This is a genomic window from Halopseudomonas oceani (assembly GCF_963677335.1).
In the GTDB taxonomy this organism is placed as follows: Bacteria; Pseudomonadota; Gammaproteobacteria; order Pseudomonadales; family Pseudomonadaceae; genus Halopseudomonas; species Halopseudomonas oceani.
Window position 1 is genome coordinate 646,481 of record NZ_OY781932.1, and the last position, 15,099, is coordinate 661,579.

The window sequence follows — 15,099 nt, forward strand, 5'->3', positions numbered from 1 at the left end:
GTGTAGTAGCGCTTGTAGTTATACTACAAAAACGGCCGGGGTGTGGCGCGCAGGAGGATTTGACGTGGCTCGGGCGGGAATCAGTTGTGACATGGTGGTGTTTGGCGGCACCGGTGACCTGGCCATGCGCAAGCTGTTGCCAGCGCTCTATTACCTGCATCGCGATGGTCATCTGCACCCGGACACCCGCATCCTGGCGCTGGCCCGTGCCCAGCACAGCCTTGAGAGCTATCGCAAGCTGGTCAAGCGCCACGTTGGCCAGCATGTCCCGCGCCGTGACTTTGATCATAGCGTCTGGGAGCTATTTGCCGAACGCCTTGACTACCTCTCGCTGGATGTCAGCCAGCGGGTTGCCTTTCCCCGTCTGACCAAGGTCCTTAAGCCGGGCACCGGGCGGGTCCGGGTGTTCTATCTGGCGACCCTGCCCAGCCTGTTTGCGCCTACCGTGCAGCATCTGGCCGCCGTCGGCCTGACCGACGAGCACGCCCGTGTGGTGCTGGAAAAACCGCTGGGTGAAAGCTTGCAGACCGCGACCCGGATTAATGAGCAGATCGGTCAGGTGTTTGATGAGTCGCGGGTATTCCGTATTGATCACTACCTCGGCAAGGAAGCGGTGCAGAACCTGCTGGCGCTGCGTTTCGGCAACGCGCTGTTCGAGCCGTTGTGGCGCAACGCGCACATTGATCATGTGCAGATCAGCGTGCTGGAGAGCGTCGGCGTGGAAAACCGCGGCGACTACTACGACCGCGCCGGGGCGATGCGCGACATGGTGCAGAACCATCTGCTGCAGCTGCTCTGTCTGGTGGCCATGGAAGCGCCGGTGCATTTCGAGCCTGAGGCGGTGCGCAACGAGAAGCTGAAGATTCTGGAGGCGCTGCGGCCGATCACCGGCATGGACGTGCAGGATCGCACCGTGCGCGGTCAGTACGCTGCCGGTGAGCACGCTGGTGAGCGGCTGCCGGCCTACTACTTTGAAAAGAGTGTCGACCACGACAGCAACACCGAGACCTTTGTCGCCCTGCAGGCCGAGATCGACAACTGGCGCTGGGCCGGTGTGCCTTTTTACCTGCGCACCGGCAAGTGTATGGCGCAACGCAAGTCCGAGATCGTCATCCAGTTCAAGCCGGTGCCGCACAAGCTGTTCCCGCACCACGGCGACAGCCCGGAAAACAACCGGTTGATCATCAGTCTGCAACCGGACGAGGGAATCCGCCTGTCGCTGATGGCCAAGTCGCCCGGTCGCGGTATGGGCCTGCAGCAAGTGGAATTGGACCTGAATTTCGACGAGGCCTTTACCCGCCGGCGCTGGGACGCCTACGAGCGGCTGCTGCTGGATGTCATCGAAGGGGACGCGACCCTGTTCATGCGGCGTGACGAGATCGGCGCAGCCTGGCGCTGGGTCGATCCGATCATTGACGGCTGGCGTGACTGCTACCGCTCCCCCAAGCGTTATCCCGCAGGTAGCTGGGGGCCGGAAGCCGCCGACAGCCTGCTCGAGCGGCGTGGTCACCGCTGGCTGGATCAGCGCTAGGCTGCGTTAGCGGCCGAGTGTATCGAGCAGGTCGCGGGGAGGCTGGTTCTGCTCGAGCAGGGCGGAAAAAGCCTCGGCGTTGATCGGTCGGCTGATCAGATAGCCCTGAACGTCGTCGCAACCGTTTTCCTTGAGGAACTGCAGCTGGGCTTCGGTCTCTACGCCTTCCGCCACGACCTGCAGCGACAGGCTGTGGGCCATCGCGATCACCGCACGGACAATGGCGTCATCGCCGGGCGCGTCGTTAAGCGCCGCGATGAAGGCCCGGTCGATCTTCAGGGTGCTGATCGGGAAGCGCTTGAGGTAGGCCAGCGACGAGTAACCGGTACCGAAGTCATCGACCGAGAGGCTGACACCCAGTGCCTGCAGCTCGTTGATGTTGTCGACAATCGCCTCGCTGTGCTCGGCCAGCATGCTCTCGGTCAGCTCCAGCTCCAGCAGGCGGGCCGGCAGATTGTGGCGTTGCAGGGTTTGCCGGACGCGGCTGGCAAAGCCCTCCTGTCGCAGCTGCTGAACCGACAGGTTGACCGATACGATGACCGAGGCTGGCCCATGATGGCACCAGTGGCTGGCCTGGGCACAGGCCGCGTTCAGCACCTGTTCACCAAGGGCGACGATCAGCCCGGTTTCCTCGGCAATACTGATGAATTCACCGGGCATTATCAGCCCACGTGTCGGGTGCTGCCAGCGTACTAGGGCCTCGGCGCTGCGGATGCAGTCGCTGGCCAGGTGTAGCTTCGGCTGGAAATAGACAATTAGCTGCTGTTCCTCGATTGCCTTGCGCAGCTGGTTTTCCAGTTGCAGACGGTCGAGGCTGTAGGCGCGCAGCTGCGGTGTATAGAACTGCAGCCGGTTGCCGCCAAGGTGCTTGGCGTGCTGCATGGCCTGGTTGGCCTGGGTAATCAGCTGCAGGCTGTCGCGTGCGGTTGCCGGGAACAGGCTGATACCGATGGAGGCGGTGACCACCAGTTCGTGATCGGCGATCAGCATGGGTTCGCGCAGGCGCTCAAGGATATGGTCGGCCAGCGTGCCCAGCGTTTCGCTGCAGTTGGCGTGCTCGACGATGACGACGAACTCGTCGGCGGACAGCCGCGCCAGGCCGTGTTCGTCGCCGAGCAGGGCGCTGAGACGGTGGGCGACCTCTTGGAGCAGGGCATCGGCGACGGCATGGCCCAGGGTCACGTTGATGTGCTTGAAGCGGTCCAGATCAATATGCAGCAGCGCCAGCTGGCTGTCGCTCTGGCGTGCGCGGGCGGTCGCCTCCTGCAGGTTCTCACTGAAGCGGCGGCGGTTGGCCAGTTGGGTGAGCGGGTCGTAATTGGTCAGATACTGCAGCTGCTCCTCGGTTTGCCGATGGGTGGTCAGGTCGGCGAAGAACCCGACGTAGTGGGTGATCTGCGCCGCCGGGTTACGTACCACGGTGACTTGCAGCCAAATCGGGAAAGACTCACCACTGCGGCGGCGGGCGGTCATTTCACCCTGCCAGCGATCCTTGTTGTTGAGCATGCTCTGCAGGTGCAGGAATTGCTGACGCAGCTCGTCCGAACCACTCAGCTCCAGCATGTTGCGGCCCACGGCGTCCTGTTGCTGCAAGCCGGTGATGACGCTGTAGGCCTGGTTTACCGCGAGAATATCCAGCGCCGGGCTGAGGATGAAGATGCCCTCGCTGGAAGCCTCAAACACGGTCGCCGACAGCTGGGCCTGTTCATCCTGCAGCTTGCGGGCGCTGATGTCGCGGCGGGTACCGATCATCCGCAGAACCCGACCGCTGGCGTCGCGCTCGACTGCCCGGCCGCTGTCTTCGACCCAGAGCCAGTGACCATCGGCATGGCGTACCCGGTACTCCATGCGGTAGGCGTGGGTCTTGTTCTTCATATGCTGGACGAGGGTCTTGCGGACCATCGTCAGGTCGGCTGGATGAACCAGTGGCCGCAGGTCTTCCAGCATGCTCGGCACCGCATCTTCAGGCATGCCGAACAGCGGTTTGAGGCGCGAGTGGTAGACCTTGTCGGTCGTCAGGTCCCAGTCCCACAGGCCCAACTGACTCGCCTCCATGGCCAGACTCAACTGAGCTTCGCTGGCGCGCAGGTTGTGGGTGGCTGCTTCCAACTCGGCGGTTCGTTGCCGGACCCGCTCTTCCAGTGCGATATGGCTGTCACGCAGCGACTGTTCTGCCTGTCGGCGCTGCATGATCTCGCGGGTCAGTTGCTGGTTGAGTTCTTCGGTACGCTGGTGGGCACTGCCCAGATTGGCCAGCAGGCTTTCATTGCGCAGGTTACTGATCATCGCTTGCCGCATGATGCGGTGGATCAGTACGGCGGTCAGTACGATGAAGAAAAACAGCAGCATCCCCATCGTTGCCCAGCCTTTGCTGCTGGCGCTGCCGTCGTGCAACAGCCAGGCCAGCGGGGGTAACCAGGCAGGCAGCAGGAACGAGATAAAAGCACTGAAACGGGTAGCGTAGAGCACGCCTACGCACAGGCTGACGCCTCCGGCAATGCTGTACGTCAGCGCTTGCTGGGCAAAGCTGTCGAGCGGTGTCAGCGCAATGTAGACCCAGCTCAGGCATAGGCCCGATGCCAGGTTGCCAAGGTGGAAGAAGAAGCTCCAGCGCCGGCGCAGGCGGTCCTGGGAGGGGGTTTGCCAGTAGCGACGAACCAGCATCTGGCGCAGCACCGCCAGCAGGGCGAGGGCACCCAGCCAGCTGAACAGGTGGAATGCGGACGCCTGGTTCCAGACGAGGGGCGTGACCAGCAGCGCGGTGAACAGCAGTAGCCATTGCGGTAACCGCGATCGGGCATACAGCTGGTCCATCTGCGGCAGGCGCAGATCGCTTTGCGAGATAGGGCTGAACGCGGCTCGGCTGCCAGTCATGGCTGTTTTGCGCTCCGTTGGCCCGTGATTGTTATTGTTATCATGCGTTTTACGTCGGGTGTTACAGTCGAATCAGGCTCTTCACCTTACACCAGCCCTGTCCTGCGGCACAGTCCCTCAGCCGCAAAATATCACATCCGAGGCGTCTGGTCCGGGGCATGGCTGCGTGGCTTCCGGCGCAGGACAACGGGCTGTTAGAATGCCGCGATGGATATCTCCCACCTGCTTAATTCTCTCAATGATGCTCAACGTCAGGCTGTGACCGCCTCAGTCGGCCAGCAGCTGGTGCTGGCCGGTGCCGGCTCCGGTAAGACCCGGGTGCTGGTTCACCGTATCGCCTGGCTGGTCCAGGTCGAACAGGCCTCACCCTGGAGCATTCTTTCCGTCACCTTTACCAACAAGGCCGCCTATGAGATGCGCGCGCGGATCGAGCAACTGCTCGGCATTGCGCCGCAGGGCATGTGGGTCGGCACCTTCCACGGCCTGGCACATCGATTGTTGCGAGCGCACTGGCGTGAGGCCGGGCTGGCCGAACAGTTCCAGATTCTCGACAGCGACGATCAGCAGCGGCTGGTCAAGCGGGTCATCCGTGAGTTGGGGCTGGACGAGAACCAGTGGGCGCCCAAGCAGGCCCAGTGGTGGATCAACGCGCAGAAGGACGAAGGTCTGCGCCCGCAGCACATCCAGCCAGCCGGTGATCTGTACATGAGCACCATGGTGCGCATCTACGAAGCCTACGAGCAGGCCTGCAGCCGGGCTGGCGTGGTTGATTTTGCCGAGCTGCTGCTGCGCTCGCTGGAATTGTGGCGTGATAACCAGACCTTGCGCGAGCAGTATCGGGCCCGCTTCAAGCACATTCTGGTCGACGAGTTCCAGGATACCAACGCGGTGCAGTACGCCTGGTTGCGGCATCTGGCCGGCAAGACGCCAAGCTTGATGGTGGTTGGTGACGATGACCAGTCAATCTACGGCTGGCGCGGTGCGCGGATTGAAAACATCCAGCAGTTCCAGACCGATTACCCGAATGCCGAAATGATTCGCCTGGAGCAGAACTACCGCTCCACCGCGACCATCCTCCAGGCCGCCAACGCGCTGATCGGCAATAACTCGGGCCGACTCGGTAAGGAGCTGTGGACCGACGGCAACGAAGGTGAGCCGATTGCCCTCTACGCTGGCTTCAACGAGCAGGATGAAGCGCGCTTTATCGTCGAACGAATCGAGCAGGGCATTCGCGACGGGTTGGCGCGCAGCGAGATGGCCATTCTCTATCGCTCCAACGCCCAGTCGCGGGTGCTGGAGGAGGCGCTGCTGCGCAGCGGTATTCCCTACCGTATCTACGGCGGCCAGCGCTTCTTCGAACGTGCCGAGATCAAGAACGCTATGGCCTACCTGCGGCTGATGGCCAACCGCGGCGACGACGGTGCGCTGGAGCGCATTATCAATCTGCCGACCCGCGGTATCGGCGACAAGACGGTCGAGCTGCTGCGCCAGCAAGCGCGCGAGCGAGATGTCTCCATGTGGCAGGCCGCCTGCGATCTGATCGACAACAAGGGGTTGCCGGGCCGGGCGGCCAACGCGGTGCAGGGCTTTTTGGTACTGATCGAGGAAATGGCCGAGCGCGCCGAGGGGCTGCCGCTCTATAGTCAGGCGCAGGTCGCCATCGAGCACAGTGGTCTGCTGCGCTTCCATGAGCAGGAAAAGGGCGACAAGGCGCAGGCGCGGGTCGAGAACCTGGAAGAGCTGGTGTCGGCCGCGCGCGGTTTCGAGAACGACATGGCCGACGAGGAAGAGGAAGGCGACGTGCTGCTGGCCTTCCTTGCCCACGCCTCGCTGGAAGCGGGTGAAACCCAGGCTGACCGCTTTGAAGACAGCGTCCAGCTGATGACCCTGCACAGCGCCAAGGGTCTGGAATTCCCGCTGGTATTTCTGGCCGGGGTAGAAGAGGGGTTGTTCCCGCACAAGATGAGCCTGGAAGATCCGGGCCGGCTGGAGGAGGAGCGCCGACTGGCCTATGTGGGTATTACCCGGGCGATGCAGCAACTGGTGATCACCTGGGCGGAGACCCGCCGACTGTACGGCAGTGAAACCTTCAACAAGGTGTCGCGCTTTGTCCGTGAAATTCCGCCGGAACTGATTCGTGAAGTACGTCTTGGCAGTCAGGTCAGTCGACCCTTTGGTCCGGCCAAGGGCAACCTGTTCTCCAGTGAAGCGACCGAAAGCACCGGTTTTGCCCTCGGCCAGCGCGTCGAACACGCCCTGTTCGGTGAAGGGGTAGTGCTCAACTACGAAGGCCATGGCGCGCAGGCACGGATTCAGGTCAATTTTGATGATGAAGGCAGCAAGTGGCTGATGGTGGCGTATGCCAAGCTACAGGCGCTTTAGCGCTTGGAGCTGCAAGCTTCAAGCTATAAGCGGCAAGCGGTCTGGGCGTGCGTGAGGCATTGTGCGAAGTGAGAGTGTTAGAGCGGCTGTCGGCGCTTGGGGATTCAGTACAAAATCAGACGCGGACAGCTTGTAGCTTGCCGCTTACAGCTTGGAGCTAAAAGAATGGATAGACGTGAATTGTTGACGGCCGCAGGTCTGGGCCTGGGGGCTGCGGCGCTGGCTGGCTGCAAGGATGACAGTGCAGCTGCCGGCACTGCGGCAGCGCCGGCAGAGCAGCGCTTTCGCTGGAAGATGGTGACCTCCTGGCCGGAGAACTTTCCTGGTCTGGGTACCACCGCCCAGCACTTTGCTGACACTGTGGCGCGGCTGTCCAACGACCGTCTGACCATTCAGGTGTTCGCCGCTGGCACCCTGGTTCCGGCGCTTGAAGTGTTTGACGCCGTTTCTGGCGGCACCGCTGAACTGGGTCACAGCGCAGCCTATTATTGGAAGGGCAAGAGTGCCGCGGCGCCGTTCTTTACCGCTGTGCCGTTCGGCATGAACGCCCAGGAAATGAACGCCTGGCTATATGAAGGCGGCGGGCTGGAGCTGTGGCAGAAGGCCTATGACCCGCTCGGCGTGGTGCCGCTGCCGTGCGGCAATACCGGCGTGCAGATGGCCGGCTGGTTCAATAAGGAAATCAATAGCCTGGACGACCTGCAGGGCCTGAAAATCCGTATGCCGGGCTTCGGCGGCGAGGTGCTGTCGCGTGCTGGCGCGACTACGGTCAACCTGCCTGGCAGCGAAATCTTTACCTCGCTGCAGACCGGCGTGATCGACGCCACCGACTGGGTCAGTCCCTACAACGATCTGGCCTTTGGTTTGCACAAAGCGGCCAAGTTCTATTACTACCCGGGTTGGCAGGAACCCTGTGCGGTGCTGGAGCTGACCATCAACAAGCAGAAGCTGGCAGAGTTGCCGGATGACCTGCGCAGTATCGTCATCGAGGCTGCCCGTTCAACCAATCAGGCCATGCTGGATGAGTATGGCCGCCGTAATGCCGACGCGCTGCACACCCTGATCGACGAATATGATGTTCAGCTACGTCGGCTGCCGGACTCGGTGCTGGACCGATTGCGCGACATCAGTGCTGATGTGCTGGAAGAGACCGCCGCGATGGATCCGCTGAACCGCGAAGTGTGGGATTCCATGCAGGCGTTCCGCGAGAAGATCCAGGCCTGGCACGCGATCAGTGAAAAGGCGATGTACGATCTGCGCACCTGAACGGCCCCGCCCCGCACTCCTGCGGGGCACTTTGCTTGTCCTTCGACTGCCCTCGCGGGTTGACCACCTCGCTGGATGCCGTCTAATGTCTTCGCTACTGGCACTCTGCCCGATAATAACAAGATCAGCCAAACCTCTGGCGCAGTCCTTGCACCGCACGGGACAGCAGAGCGTATTGGCAGCGAGGTTTCCATTTGAAGCAGGCAGAACGGCACTACCCACAGGGTGATTTCGCCTACTGGTGGATGCAACAGGGCGACTGGGTTGAAGCCCCCAATCAGCGTCGCGATGGCAATAGTGGCGTACAGCGCCTGACTATCGGCAACGACTCTCTTCTTTATCTGAAACGACAGGTCGGTCATCTCAGTCGTTCCGTGCGCTATCCACTCGGGCGCCCTACGGTGGCGCGCGAAGCGCGAGCACTGGCAGCCTATCGCGCTGCCGGGGTTCGGGTGCCGGAAACGGTATTCTCTGCGGTGCGCAAGGTGCAGGGGCAGTGGCAGGGGTTGCTGGTGACACAAGCACTGAGTGGTTACGTCAGCCTTGATCAGTGGTACGCCAGCGACGCGCCAGTGCGTCATGGCGCTGCGGTACATCGGCACATGCTGCGTGAACTGGCCGCTACGCTGAGCCGAGCCCATGCTCATGGGCTCCAGCATGGCTGCCTGTATGCCAAGCATGTGTTCATTCGGGTGCATAGCCATGGGGTCGAAGTGGCCCTGCTGGACCTGGAGAAAAGTCGCCGGCGCTGGCGCCGCAGTGCGGCGGTACGTCATGATCTGACGCAGCTGTATCGCCACCGTGACGGCATGCCTCAGGCGGACTGGTTTCAGATGCTGGATGATTACCGTCGGGTCGCCACAATTGCCCCCAGCGAGCAACTGCTCGGTCGCAAAACGCCGGTGAAGCCAAAGCAGGTCTGAGTCAGGACTGGCAGGGAAGGCAAGTGATGGACTCGAGTGCGTTGTTATATCCCATGGTGTTCCACGTCGGCTGGACAGCACTGCTGTATGTTGCCCTGACTGTGCTGCGGGCGCCGACGATCTGGGGGCTGGATACCCGCTCCGGCAGGCTGGCTCGCCGGGCCGCCTGGGAGCCACGGGTCAGCGCCAACCTGTCCAATCAGTTTGAATGGCCGCTGCTGTTTTACGTCTGTTGTGTGTTACTGCTGCAGACGGGCAAGGTAGATCCTGGCCTAGTGCTGCTAGCCTGGATCTTTGTGGCGGGGCGCGTCGTTCACAGTTTTGTCCAAATACTGACGGGTAATATTCGGCTGCGTGGTTTGGTGTTTACCATCAACTTTCTGGCTGTGTTGCTGATGTGGGGCTGGTTGCTTGGTGCAACACTCTGAGGGCCCACCTCCAAACGATCAACGAGGCTTTGGCCTATGACTTCTTTCCGTATTTCTCTGGCAACCGCCGCTGACGCCGAGCAGGTTGGCGTGCTGTTCGACCTGTATCGCCAGTTCTATGAACAACCGACAGACCCCGCCGGCGCAACCGCCTATCTGCGTGCCCGTTTGCAGCGTGGTGAATCCATCGTACTGATGGCGCAGACCACTGGGGGGGAGCTGGCCGGCTTCTGCCAGCTGTACCCGACTTTCTGCTCGGTGGATATGGCGCCGATCTGCATTCTCTACGATCTGTTCGTGGCTGCCGATTACCGTCGTCAGGGCGTGGCCGAGTTGTTGCTGGCGGCGGCCGGCCAGCAGGCACAGGCGCATGGCGCGGTGCGGATGGAATTGGCGACGGCGGTTACTAATACATCGGCGCAGCAGCTCTATGAGTCGACTGGCTGGGTTCGCGATGATGCGTTTTTCCACTACGCCAAGGCCATTGCGGGTTCCACAGAGGCGCTGCCGCACGGCTGAGGTGCAGCGTCCTGATCAACTGGCTGCCGGGGTGTCGGAGAACCGGGCCGCCGCACTCAGTACCGCCAGAACCGAGGCAGTGGTGATATTCGCGTGCCGGCCGACGCCAAAACGCGAGCCGGGGACATTCGGCATGGCGGCCTCTACGATCGCTACTGCCGCAGCATCCGACCCTGCTCCCAGGCTGCGCTCCTCGTAGCTGTCGATGCGCAGCGGCAGCCCCAGTGCCGCGACCGTTGCAGCAATGGGCCCGTTGCCTGACCCCGACAAAGCCTTGAGGGCACCATCCGCGTCAGCCAGCTCCAGGGCAATGCCTTGGCCGTCCGCGTGCTCGAACAGGCGATGGCTGCGATAGATGAAGGGCGACTGCTCCCGGGTCGGGGCAAGGTAGGTTCGCTCGAAGAGCTCCCAGATCTGCTCGCTGGCCAGCTCCGTTTCGCTGGCGTCGGCCTGTGCCTGAACGATCGAACTGAACTCGACCTGCATGCGGCGTGGCATGCTGATGCCGTTGTCGCGCTGCAGCAGAAAGGCAATACCGCCTTTTCCCGACTGGCTGTTGACGCGCACGATGCTGTCGTAGGTGCGGCCCAGGTCTTTTGGGTCAATCGGCAGGTAAGGCACGCGCCAGGGCGCGTCGGGCTTCTGCGCAGCAAAGCCCTTGGCGATGGCATCCTGATGCGAACCGGAGAATGCGGTGAACACCAGGTCGCCAACGTAGGGGTGGCGCGGATGAATCGGCAGTGCGGTGCACTCTTCGGCCACCCGGGCAATCGCCGCAATGTCGGAAAAATCCAGGTCTGGCGCGATGCCCTGGGTGTACAGATTCAGTGCCAGCGTTACCAGATCGACATTGCCGCTGCGCTCACCGTTGCCAAACAGACACCCTTCGACCCGCTGCGCGCCCGCCAGTATCGCCTGTTCGGCGCAGGCGACGCCGGTGCCCCGGTCGTTGTGAGGGTGCACCGACAGGGTTATGTGCTCGCGTCGCTCCAGCCGCCGGTCCATCCACTCGACCTGATCGGCGAACACATTGGGGGTGGCGACTTCCACGGTAGTCGGCAGATTGATGATCATCCGGCGTTGTGGCCCGGCGTCCCAGGCGCGGATGGCGGCGTTGCAGACGGCGAGTGACACCTCAAGCTCAGCCATGCAGAAGGTCTCCGGCGAATATTGCAATACCCACTCGGTTTCGGGGTGGGCCGCCGTCAGCCGTTTGAACAGGGCGATATGGTGCTCAACCATGGCGATGATCTGTGGCACGCTCATGCCGAACACGACCTCGCGCCAGACGGGGGCCACTGCGTTGTAGAGATGAACGATGACCCGGCGGGCACCTGCGACGCTGCGCACAGTGTCGGTGATCAGGTCTTCGCGCAATTGAGTCATGACCATCGGAGTGACGTCATCAGGGATCTGATTCGTGTCGATGAGGGTGCGAACGATCGCGAAATCCGTGCTTGATGCGGCGGGAAAGCCCAGCTCTATTTCCTTGAACCCGATGCGCACCAGGGTATCGAACAGACGTAACTTGCGTTCACGGTTCATCGGTTCAAACAGCGCCTGGTTGCCGTCGCGCAAGTCGGTGGACAGCCAGATCGGCGCTTGCGTCATGGTCCGTGACGGCCATTGGCGGTCGCTGAGATCGACCTGAGAGGCCGCGTGGTATTTCCGGGAAGGGTCGGTCAACATGAACAGCACTCCAGCGAAATTGTTATCTGCCTGATTCCCGTTGTCTGGCTCACGCAGATAATGGCCGGGTCAGGTGAATTGAGGGCGGGTCACGACACGCACGATCATGCGACCATCAGCGGTAGCTGCCGTTGGGCAAACGCGCGCACTAACCGGGTGAATAGCCCCAATGGATGTGTCACTGATGCTAGGCTTGCGGCATTTGTCTATCTACATAAAAATAGACAGATTTTTTATCCATATGGACATATCGGCTGGGCATGGGCTTTCACTCTCCTGAATACGGTGGTCATGCACTTGATCCGAGTGCCGATACCTGGCCGGTATCTGGCGTGGCTGTTCGCTACCCTGCGGGCCATGTCGTACCTGCACACCAGCACCCGCAGGGGCACCTGATCTATGCCGACCGCGGACTGCTGCGGGTGGAAGCCGAAAGCGGGCAGTGGCTGGTGCCGCCCACGGCGGCGGTCTGGTTGCGGGCGGGTGTGCAGCACCGGCTGGTGGTTCCGGTCGCGTTGCAGGCTCACGGGTTGTTCGTGCGGGAGGATGTGTGCGCGCGTTTGCCAGCGGCCGACTGCGTGGTGCATGTCTCGGGTTTGCTGCGTGAGCTGATCATGGCGCTGACCCGAGCCGATAACGCGGCTGTCGGCGACAGGCGGATGGCGCTGCTGGGTGAGCTGCTGGTTGAGGAGTTGCATGCGCAGCCCGTTCTGCCGCTGCACCTGCCGTGGCCGACGGGCGGAGCCGCCAACCCGATTCAGCAGGTGTGTCAGGCGCTAGTGGACAATCCGGGCGATACCGGCACTGCTGCCGTGTGGGCCGACAGACTGGCAGTCGGCATCAAGACATTCCACCGGCGCTTCCAGCAGTCTACCGGCATGACCTTTGGCAGGTGGCGTCAGCAGTTGCGTCTGATGTCGTCGCTGACGCCGTTGCTGCAGGGCGTGCCAATCACCCAAGTTGCACTTGCCAGCGGCTACGATAGCCATAGTGCTTACACTACGGCGTTTCGCAAGCAGTTCGGGCAGCCACCCTCGGCATTTACCGCGAGCAGATCGGTGTTGTAACCCAACGGCGTGTTCAGTCCCGCCAGCGCAGCGCACATTTTGCGAGTCGGGCCTGATATGCTTTCGGGAATTTTCATTTGCCCAAAGGACTGACCATGAGTGAACCCCAATACGCCGGTTTCTGGCTGCGTTTCGGCGCTACCCTGATTGATTCTGTGGTTTTCGGCGTGGTGCTGATGGTGCCGCTGGCGCTGATCTACGGTGAAAGCTACTGGGTCGATGAAACCCTGGTGCACGGCTTTTGGGATGTGTTGCTCAGCTACGTTGTGCCCTTTATCGCCACCCTCTGGTTCTGGCGCCGCTTTCTCGGTACACCGGGCAAGATGCTGCTGCGTTTGCGGGTGGTCGATGCGCGTACCGGTGAGCCGTTGCCGCTGGGCCAATGTATCCTGCGCTATGTCGGTTACTTTGTGTCGGCGCTGCCGCTCTGCCTGGGTTTTCTCTGGGTGGCCTTCGATGCTCGCAAGCAGGGCTGGCACGACAAGATTGCCGGCAGCGTGGTGATTGTCGAGCCTCGTGAGCCAGTGCGCTTCGCAGGCCGGGAATAGGGCAGGCGCACAGATGGACGAGCCAACACCCGTGATCCTGTTCGACGGTGTGTGCAAACTGTGCAGCGCTTGGGCCAACTTCATTATCGAGCACGATATTGATCACCGGTTTCGGCTCTGCAGCGTGCAGTCACCGGCCGGACAGCGACTGTTGGCACGACACGGCTATCCCACCGATACCTTTGAAACCATGCTGGTGGTTGATGGCGAACGCTGCTTCGGAAAAAGTGCGGCGTTCTTTGTTGTCATGGCTCGGCTCGGCTGGCCGTGGCGCGGACTGTGCCTGTTTCGGCTGATCCCGCGCCCGCTGCGCGATTGGCTCTATGACCGTATTGCGCTGAATCGTTACCGGCTGTTTGGTCGTTATGAACTGTGTCGCTTGCCGGCGGCCGACCACGCAGGGCGCTTTGTCGATGAGTAGGCAGGACTCGTTGAGGGTGGCACGCTGGTGTCGCTGGATGCTGGCGTTTGTTTTCATCTACCACGGCCTGGTGCCCAAGCTGCTGTTTCTCAGCCCGGTCGAAGTGCAGATGGTCGAGGCGGCAGGTCTGGGCCTGAACGCACAGGTGATTTCGCCGCTGGCCGGAGCGGCTGAGGTGTTGCTCGGTTTGCTTATTCTGTCTGGCTGGTTCGGCCGCTGGCCGGTAGTCGCCGCCGGGTTCGGGCTGGTCGGCTTGCTTGGCTACGTTGCCTTGTTCGCCCCGATGCTGTTGATCGAGGCGTTCAATCCGGTGTCGACCAATCTGCCGGTCTTGCTGCTTTGCCTGCTGATATGCCATCTGGAGCGCACTGCAGACAGCTGACGTTCAGGTAAAACCGCCGTTGGCGCGTAGCTCCTGACCGTTGACCCAGCCACCGTCCTTGCTGCACAGGAATGCGACGGTGCCAGCGATATCGGCCGATTCACCCAAACGTTCCAGTGGGCTTATCGCCGCCGGCTGCAACCTTGAAACAAAGCGATGGTCAATCAAGGCATGGCCTGCTCGGGTCTCTAGCGCAAGGAGAGGTTGTGTCATCACCGTGGAAACCCCGTCTCTGGCTGACGGTGCTGCTTGGCATCGTGCTGCAGCCGTTTGTGTTTCTCTATGTCAACCGGCCCCGCCTGTTCTGGGGTTACCTGCTGGTCTCGCTGGTGACCGCGGGAATCGACTGGTATTACGAGCTGGCGTTGACCTTGCTGTTCAGCCTGATCTGCCCGCTGCACGCGCTGATGATTGCGAGGCGTTACGACCCGCAGACGCCGCGCCGCTGGTTCAATCATGCCAGTGTGGCGGTTGGCCTCTATCTCGCGGTGATGGTGAGTATTTTGGGTGCGCGGACCTTCCTCTATGAGCCCTATCAGGTGCCGTCTGCCTCGATGCGCCCGACGCTGATGGAGGGGAATCTGTTTGTTGCGCAGAAGCGGGGCTTTGCCCATCGCAGCCTGTTCGGTTTCACCTTGCCCGGTAGCGATCAGCTTGATACGGCGCGCCTGCAGCGCGGTCAGATTTACGTGTTCTATCCTCCCGGACACGATGTGCTGTATGTGAAGCGGTTGATGGCACTGCCCGGTGATGTGATCGCGCTGACCCCGGACGGCGTCGTCATCAACGGCGAGCGTCTGCCCCGGGAGCTGCTGTCGGACAGCGAGGGGATACGGATTTACCGTGAGCGAAATGGCGGCCAGTCCTACCGGATTCAGCAACTGGACGCCGCTGCGCCGCAGCCGATCCAGACATTCAAGGTGCCGCAAGGGCACTACTTCTTTCTGGGTGACAATCGCGACAATTCCAACGATAGCCGTTACTGGGGATCGGTGTTGGCCGAGCGGGTGGTGGGCGAGATGGTCTGGCTGGTGAACAAGACAGACCCGGCAGCATCCACGCCCTGACG

Annotated in this window: 14 protein-coding genes; 11 read left to right on the forward strand and 3 right to left on the reverse strand. The window is 61.8% G+C overall.

Annotated features, from left to right (window positions below; all coding sequences use genetic code 11):
• Positions 1 to 91 precede the first annotated feature (91 nt).
• The gene (gene zwf / locus ACKPCU_RS02925; protein WP_321351721.1) at positions 92 to 1,531 is read left to right on the forward strand and encodes a glucose-6-phosphate dehydrogenase; all 1,440 of its coding nucleotides are present in this window, start codon (positions 92 to 94) and stop codon (positions 1,529 to 1,531) included.
• 6 nt (positions 1,532 to 1,537) lie between these two features.
• On the opposite strand, the gene ACKPCU_RS02930 is transcribed toward zwf, so the two are convergent.
• Entirely contained in the window at positions 1,538 to 4,405 is a 2,868-nt protein-coding gene (locus ACKPCU_RS02930; protein ID WP_321349773.1) for a putative bifunctional diguanylate cyclase/phosphodiesterase, read from the reverse strand.
• A gap of 207 nt (positions 4,406 to 4,612) precedes the next feature.
• On the opposite strand from ACKPCU_RS02930, the gene uvrD reads away from it, so the two are divergent.
• From uvrD to ACKPCU_RS02955, 5 genes are all read left to right on the forward strand, one after another.
• The gene (uvrD, locus tag ACKPCU_RS02935; protein ID WP_321349775.1) at positions 4,613 to 6,787 is read left to right on the forward strand and encodes a DNA helicase II; all 2,175 of its coding nucleotides are present in this window, start codon (positions 4,613 to 4,615) and stop codon (positions 6,785 to 6,787) included.
• Positions 6,788 to 6,952: 165 nt separating this feature from the next.
• Complete coding sequence (locus tag ACKPCU_RS02940; protein WP_104736643.1) at positions 6,953 to 8,053, forward strand: TRAP transporter substrate-binding protein; 1,101 nt, start codon at positions 6,953 to 6,955, stop codon at positions 8,051 to 8,053.
• Positions 8,054 to 8,298: 245 nt separating this feature from the next.
• Positions 8,299 to 8,976: a lipopolysaccharide kinase InaA family protein gene (locus ACKPCU_RS02945; protein ID WP_104736831.1), complete on the forward strand. Its 678-nt coding sequence runs from the start codon at positions 8,299 to 8,301 to the stop codon at positions 8,974 to 8,976.
• Between the two features lie 26 nt (positions 8,977 to 9,002).
• Positions 9,003 to 9,404, forward strand: a complete 402-nt coding sequence (locus ACKPCU_RS02950) for an MAPEG family protein (RefSeq protein WP_104736642.1) — start codon at positions 9,003 to 9,005, stop codon at positions 9,402 to 9,404.
• Between the two features lie 36 nt (positions 9,405 to 9,440).
• Positions 9,441 to 9,923, forward strand: a complete 483-nt coding sequence (locus tag ACKPCU_RS02955; RefSeq protein WP_321349780.1) for a GNAT family N-acetyltransferase — start codon at positions 9,441 to 9,443, stop codon at positions 9,921 to 9,923.
• A 15-nt stretch (positions 9,924 to 9,938) separates the two neighbouring features.
• Here ACKPCU_RS02955 and ACKPCU_RS02960 read toward each other — a convergent pair whose 3' ends face one another.
• Positions 9,939 to 11,612 carry a 2-isopropylmalate synthase gene (locus ACKPCU_RS02960; protein ID WP_321349782.1) on the reverse strand — a complete coding sequence of 558 codons (1,674 nt, stop codon included), beginning with the start codon at positions 11,610 to 11,612 and terminating at the stop codon, positions 9,939 to 9,941.
• A gap of 260 nt (positions 11,613 to 11,872) precedes the next feature.
• Between ACKPCU_RS02960 and ACKPCU_RS02965 the strand changes: the two genes are divergently transcribed.
• The 4 genes from ACKPCU_RS02965 (at position 11,873) to ACKPCU_RS02980 (ending at position 14,030) form a co-directional block, all read left to right on the forward strand.
• Entirely contained in the window at positions 11,873 to 12,679 is an 807-nt protein-coding gene (locus ACKPCU_RS02965; RefSeq protein ID WP_321349784.1) for an AraC family transcriptional regulator, read from the forward strand.
• Positions 12,680 to 12,774: 95 nt separating this feature from the next.
• Complete coding sequence (locus ACKPCU_RS02970; RefSeq protein WP_104736638.1) at positions 12,775 to 13,227, forward strand: RDD family protein; 453 nt, start codon at positions 12,775 to 12,777, stop codon at positions 13,225 to 13,227.
• Positions 13,228 to 13,240: 13 nt separating this feature from the next.
• The gene (locus ACKPCU_RS02975; protein ID WP_321349788.1) at positions 13,241 to 13,648 is read left to right on the forward strand and encodes a thiol-disulfide oxidoreductase DCC family protein; all 408 of its coding nucleotides are present in this window, start codon (positions 13,241 to 13,243) and stop codon (positions 13,646 to 13,648) included.
• Between the two features lie 37 nt (positions 13,649 to 13,685).
• Positions 13,686 to 14,030 (forward strand): DoxX-like family protein, encoded by a 345-nt coding sequence (locus tag ACKPCU_RS02980; RefSeq protein WP_321349790.1) that lies wholly within the window; start codon positions 13,686 to 13,688, stop codon positions 14,028 to 14,030.
• Between the two features lie 3 nt (positions 14,031 to 14,033).
• Here ACKPCU_RS02980 and ACKPCU_RS02985 read toward each other — a convergent pair whose 3' ends face one another.
• Positions 14,034 to 14,243 (reverse strand): SDR family oxidoreductase, encoded by a 210-nt coding sequence (locus ACKPCU_RS02985; protein ID WP_407651794.1) that lies wholly within the window; start codon positions 14,241 to 14,243, stop codon positions 14,034 to 14,036.
• Here ACKPCU_RS02985 and lepB point away from each other — a divergent pair.
• Positions 14,237 to 15,097: a signal peptidase I gene (gene lepB, locus ACKPCU_RS02990; protein WP_321349793.1), complete on the forward strand. Its 861-nt coding sequence runs from the start codon at positions 14,237 to 14,239 to the stop codon at positions 15,095 to 15,097. The genes ACKPCU_RS02985 and lepB overlap by 7 nt on opposite strands.
• The last annotated feature ends 2 nt before the right edge of the window (positions 15,098 to 15,099 follow it).

Excerpts from the sequence above, each read along its gene's own strand:
- zwf (WP_321351721.1), top strand. The coding sequence starts at position 92 with ATGGTGGTGTTTGGCGGCACCGGTGACCTGGCCATGCGCAAGCTGTTG.
- ACKPCU_RS02930 (WP_321349773.1), bottom strand. The coding sequence starts at position 4,405 with ATGACTGGCAGCCGAGCCGCGTTCAGCCCTATCTCGCAAAGCGATCTG.
- uvrD (WP_321349775.1), top strand. The coding sequence starts at position 4,613 with ATGGATATCTCCCACCTGCTTAATTCTCTCAATGATGCTCAACGTCAG.
- ACKPCU_RS02940 (WP_104736643.1), top strand. The coding sequence starts at position 6,953 with ATGGATAGACGTGAATTGTTGACGGCCGCAGGTCTGGGCCTGGGGGCT.
- ACKPCU_RS02945 (WP_104736831.1), top strand. The coding sequence starts at position 8,299 with ATGCAACAGGGCGACTGGGTTGAAGCCCCCAATCAGCGTCGCGATGGC.
- ACKPCU_RS02950 (WP_104736642.1), top strand. The coding sequence starts at position 9,003 with ATGGACTCGAGTGCGTTGTTATATCCCATGGTGTTCCACGTCGGCTGG.
- ACKPCU_RS02955 (WP_321349780.1), top strand. The coding sequence starts at position 9,441 with ATGACTTCTTTCCGTATTTCTCTGGCAACCGCCGCTGACGCCGAGCAG.
- ACKPCU_RS02960 (WP_321349782.1), bottom strand. The coding sequence starts at position 11,612 with ATGTTGACCGACCCTTCCCGGAAATACCACGCGGCCTCTCAGGTCGAT.
- ACKPCU_RS02965 (WP_321349784.1), top strand. The coding sequence starts at position 11,873 with ATGGGCTTTCACTCTCCTGAATACGGTGGTCATGCACTTGATCCGAGT.
- ACKPCU_RS02970 (WP_104736638.1), top strand. The coding sequence starts at position 12,775 with ATGAGTGAACCCCAATACGCCGGTTTCTGGCTGCGTTTCGGCGCTACC.
- ACKPCU_RS02975 (WP_321349788.1), top strand. The coding sequence starts at position 13,241 with ATGGACGAGCCAACACCCGTGATCCTGTTCGACGGTGTGTGCAAACTG.
- ACKPCU_RS02980 (WP_321349790.1), top strand. The coding sequence starts at position 13,686 with ATGCTGGCGTTTGTTTTCATCTACCACGGCCTGGTGCCCAAGCTGCTG.
- ACKPCU_RS02985 (WP_407651794.1), bottom strand. The coding sequence starts at position 14,243 with ATGACACAACCTCTCCTTGCGCTAGAGACCCGAGCAGGCCATGCCTTG.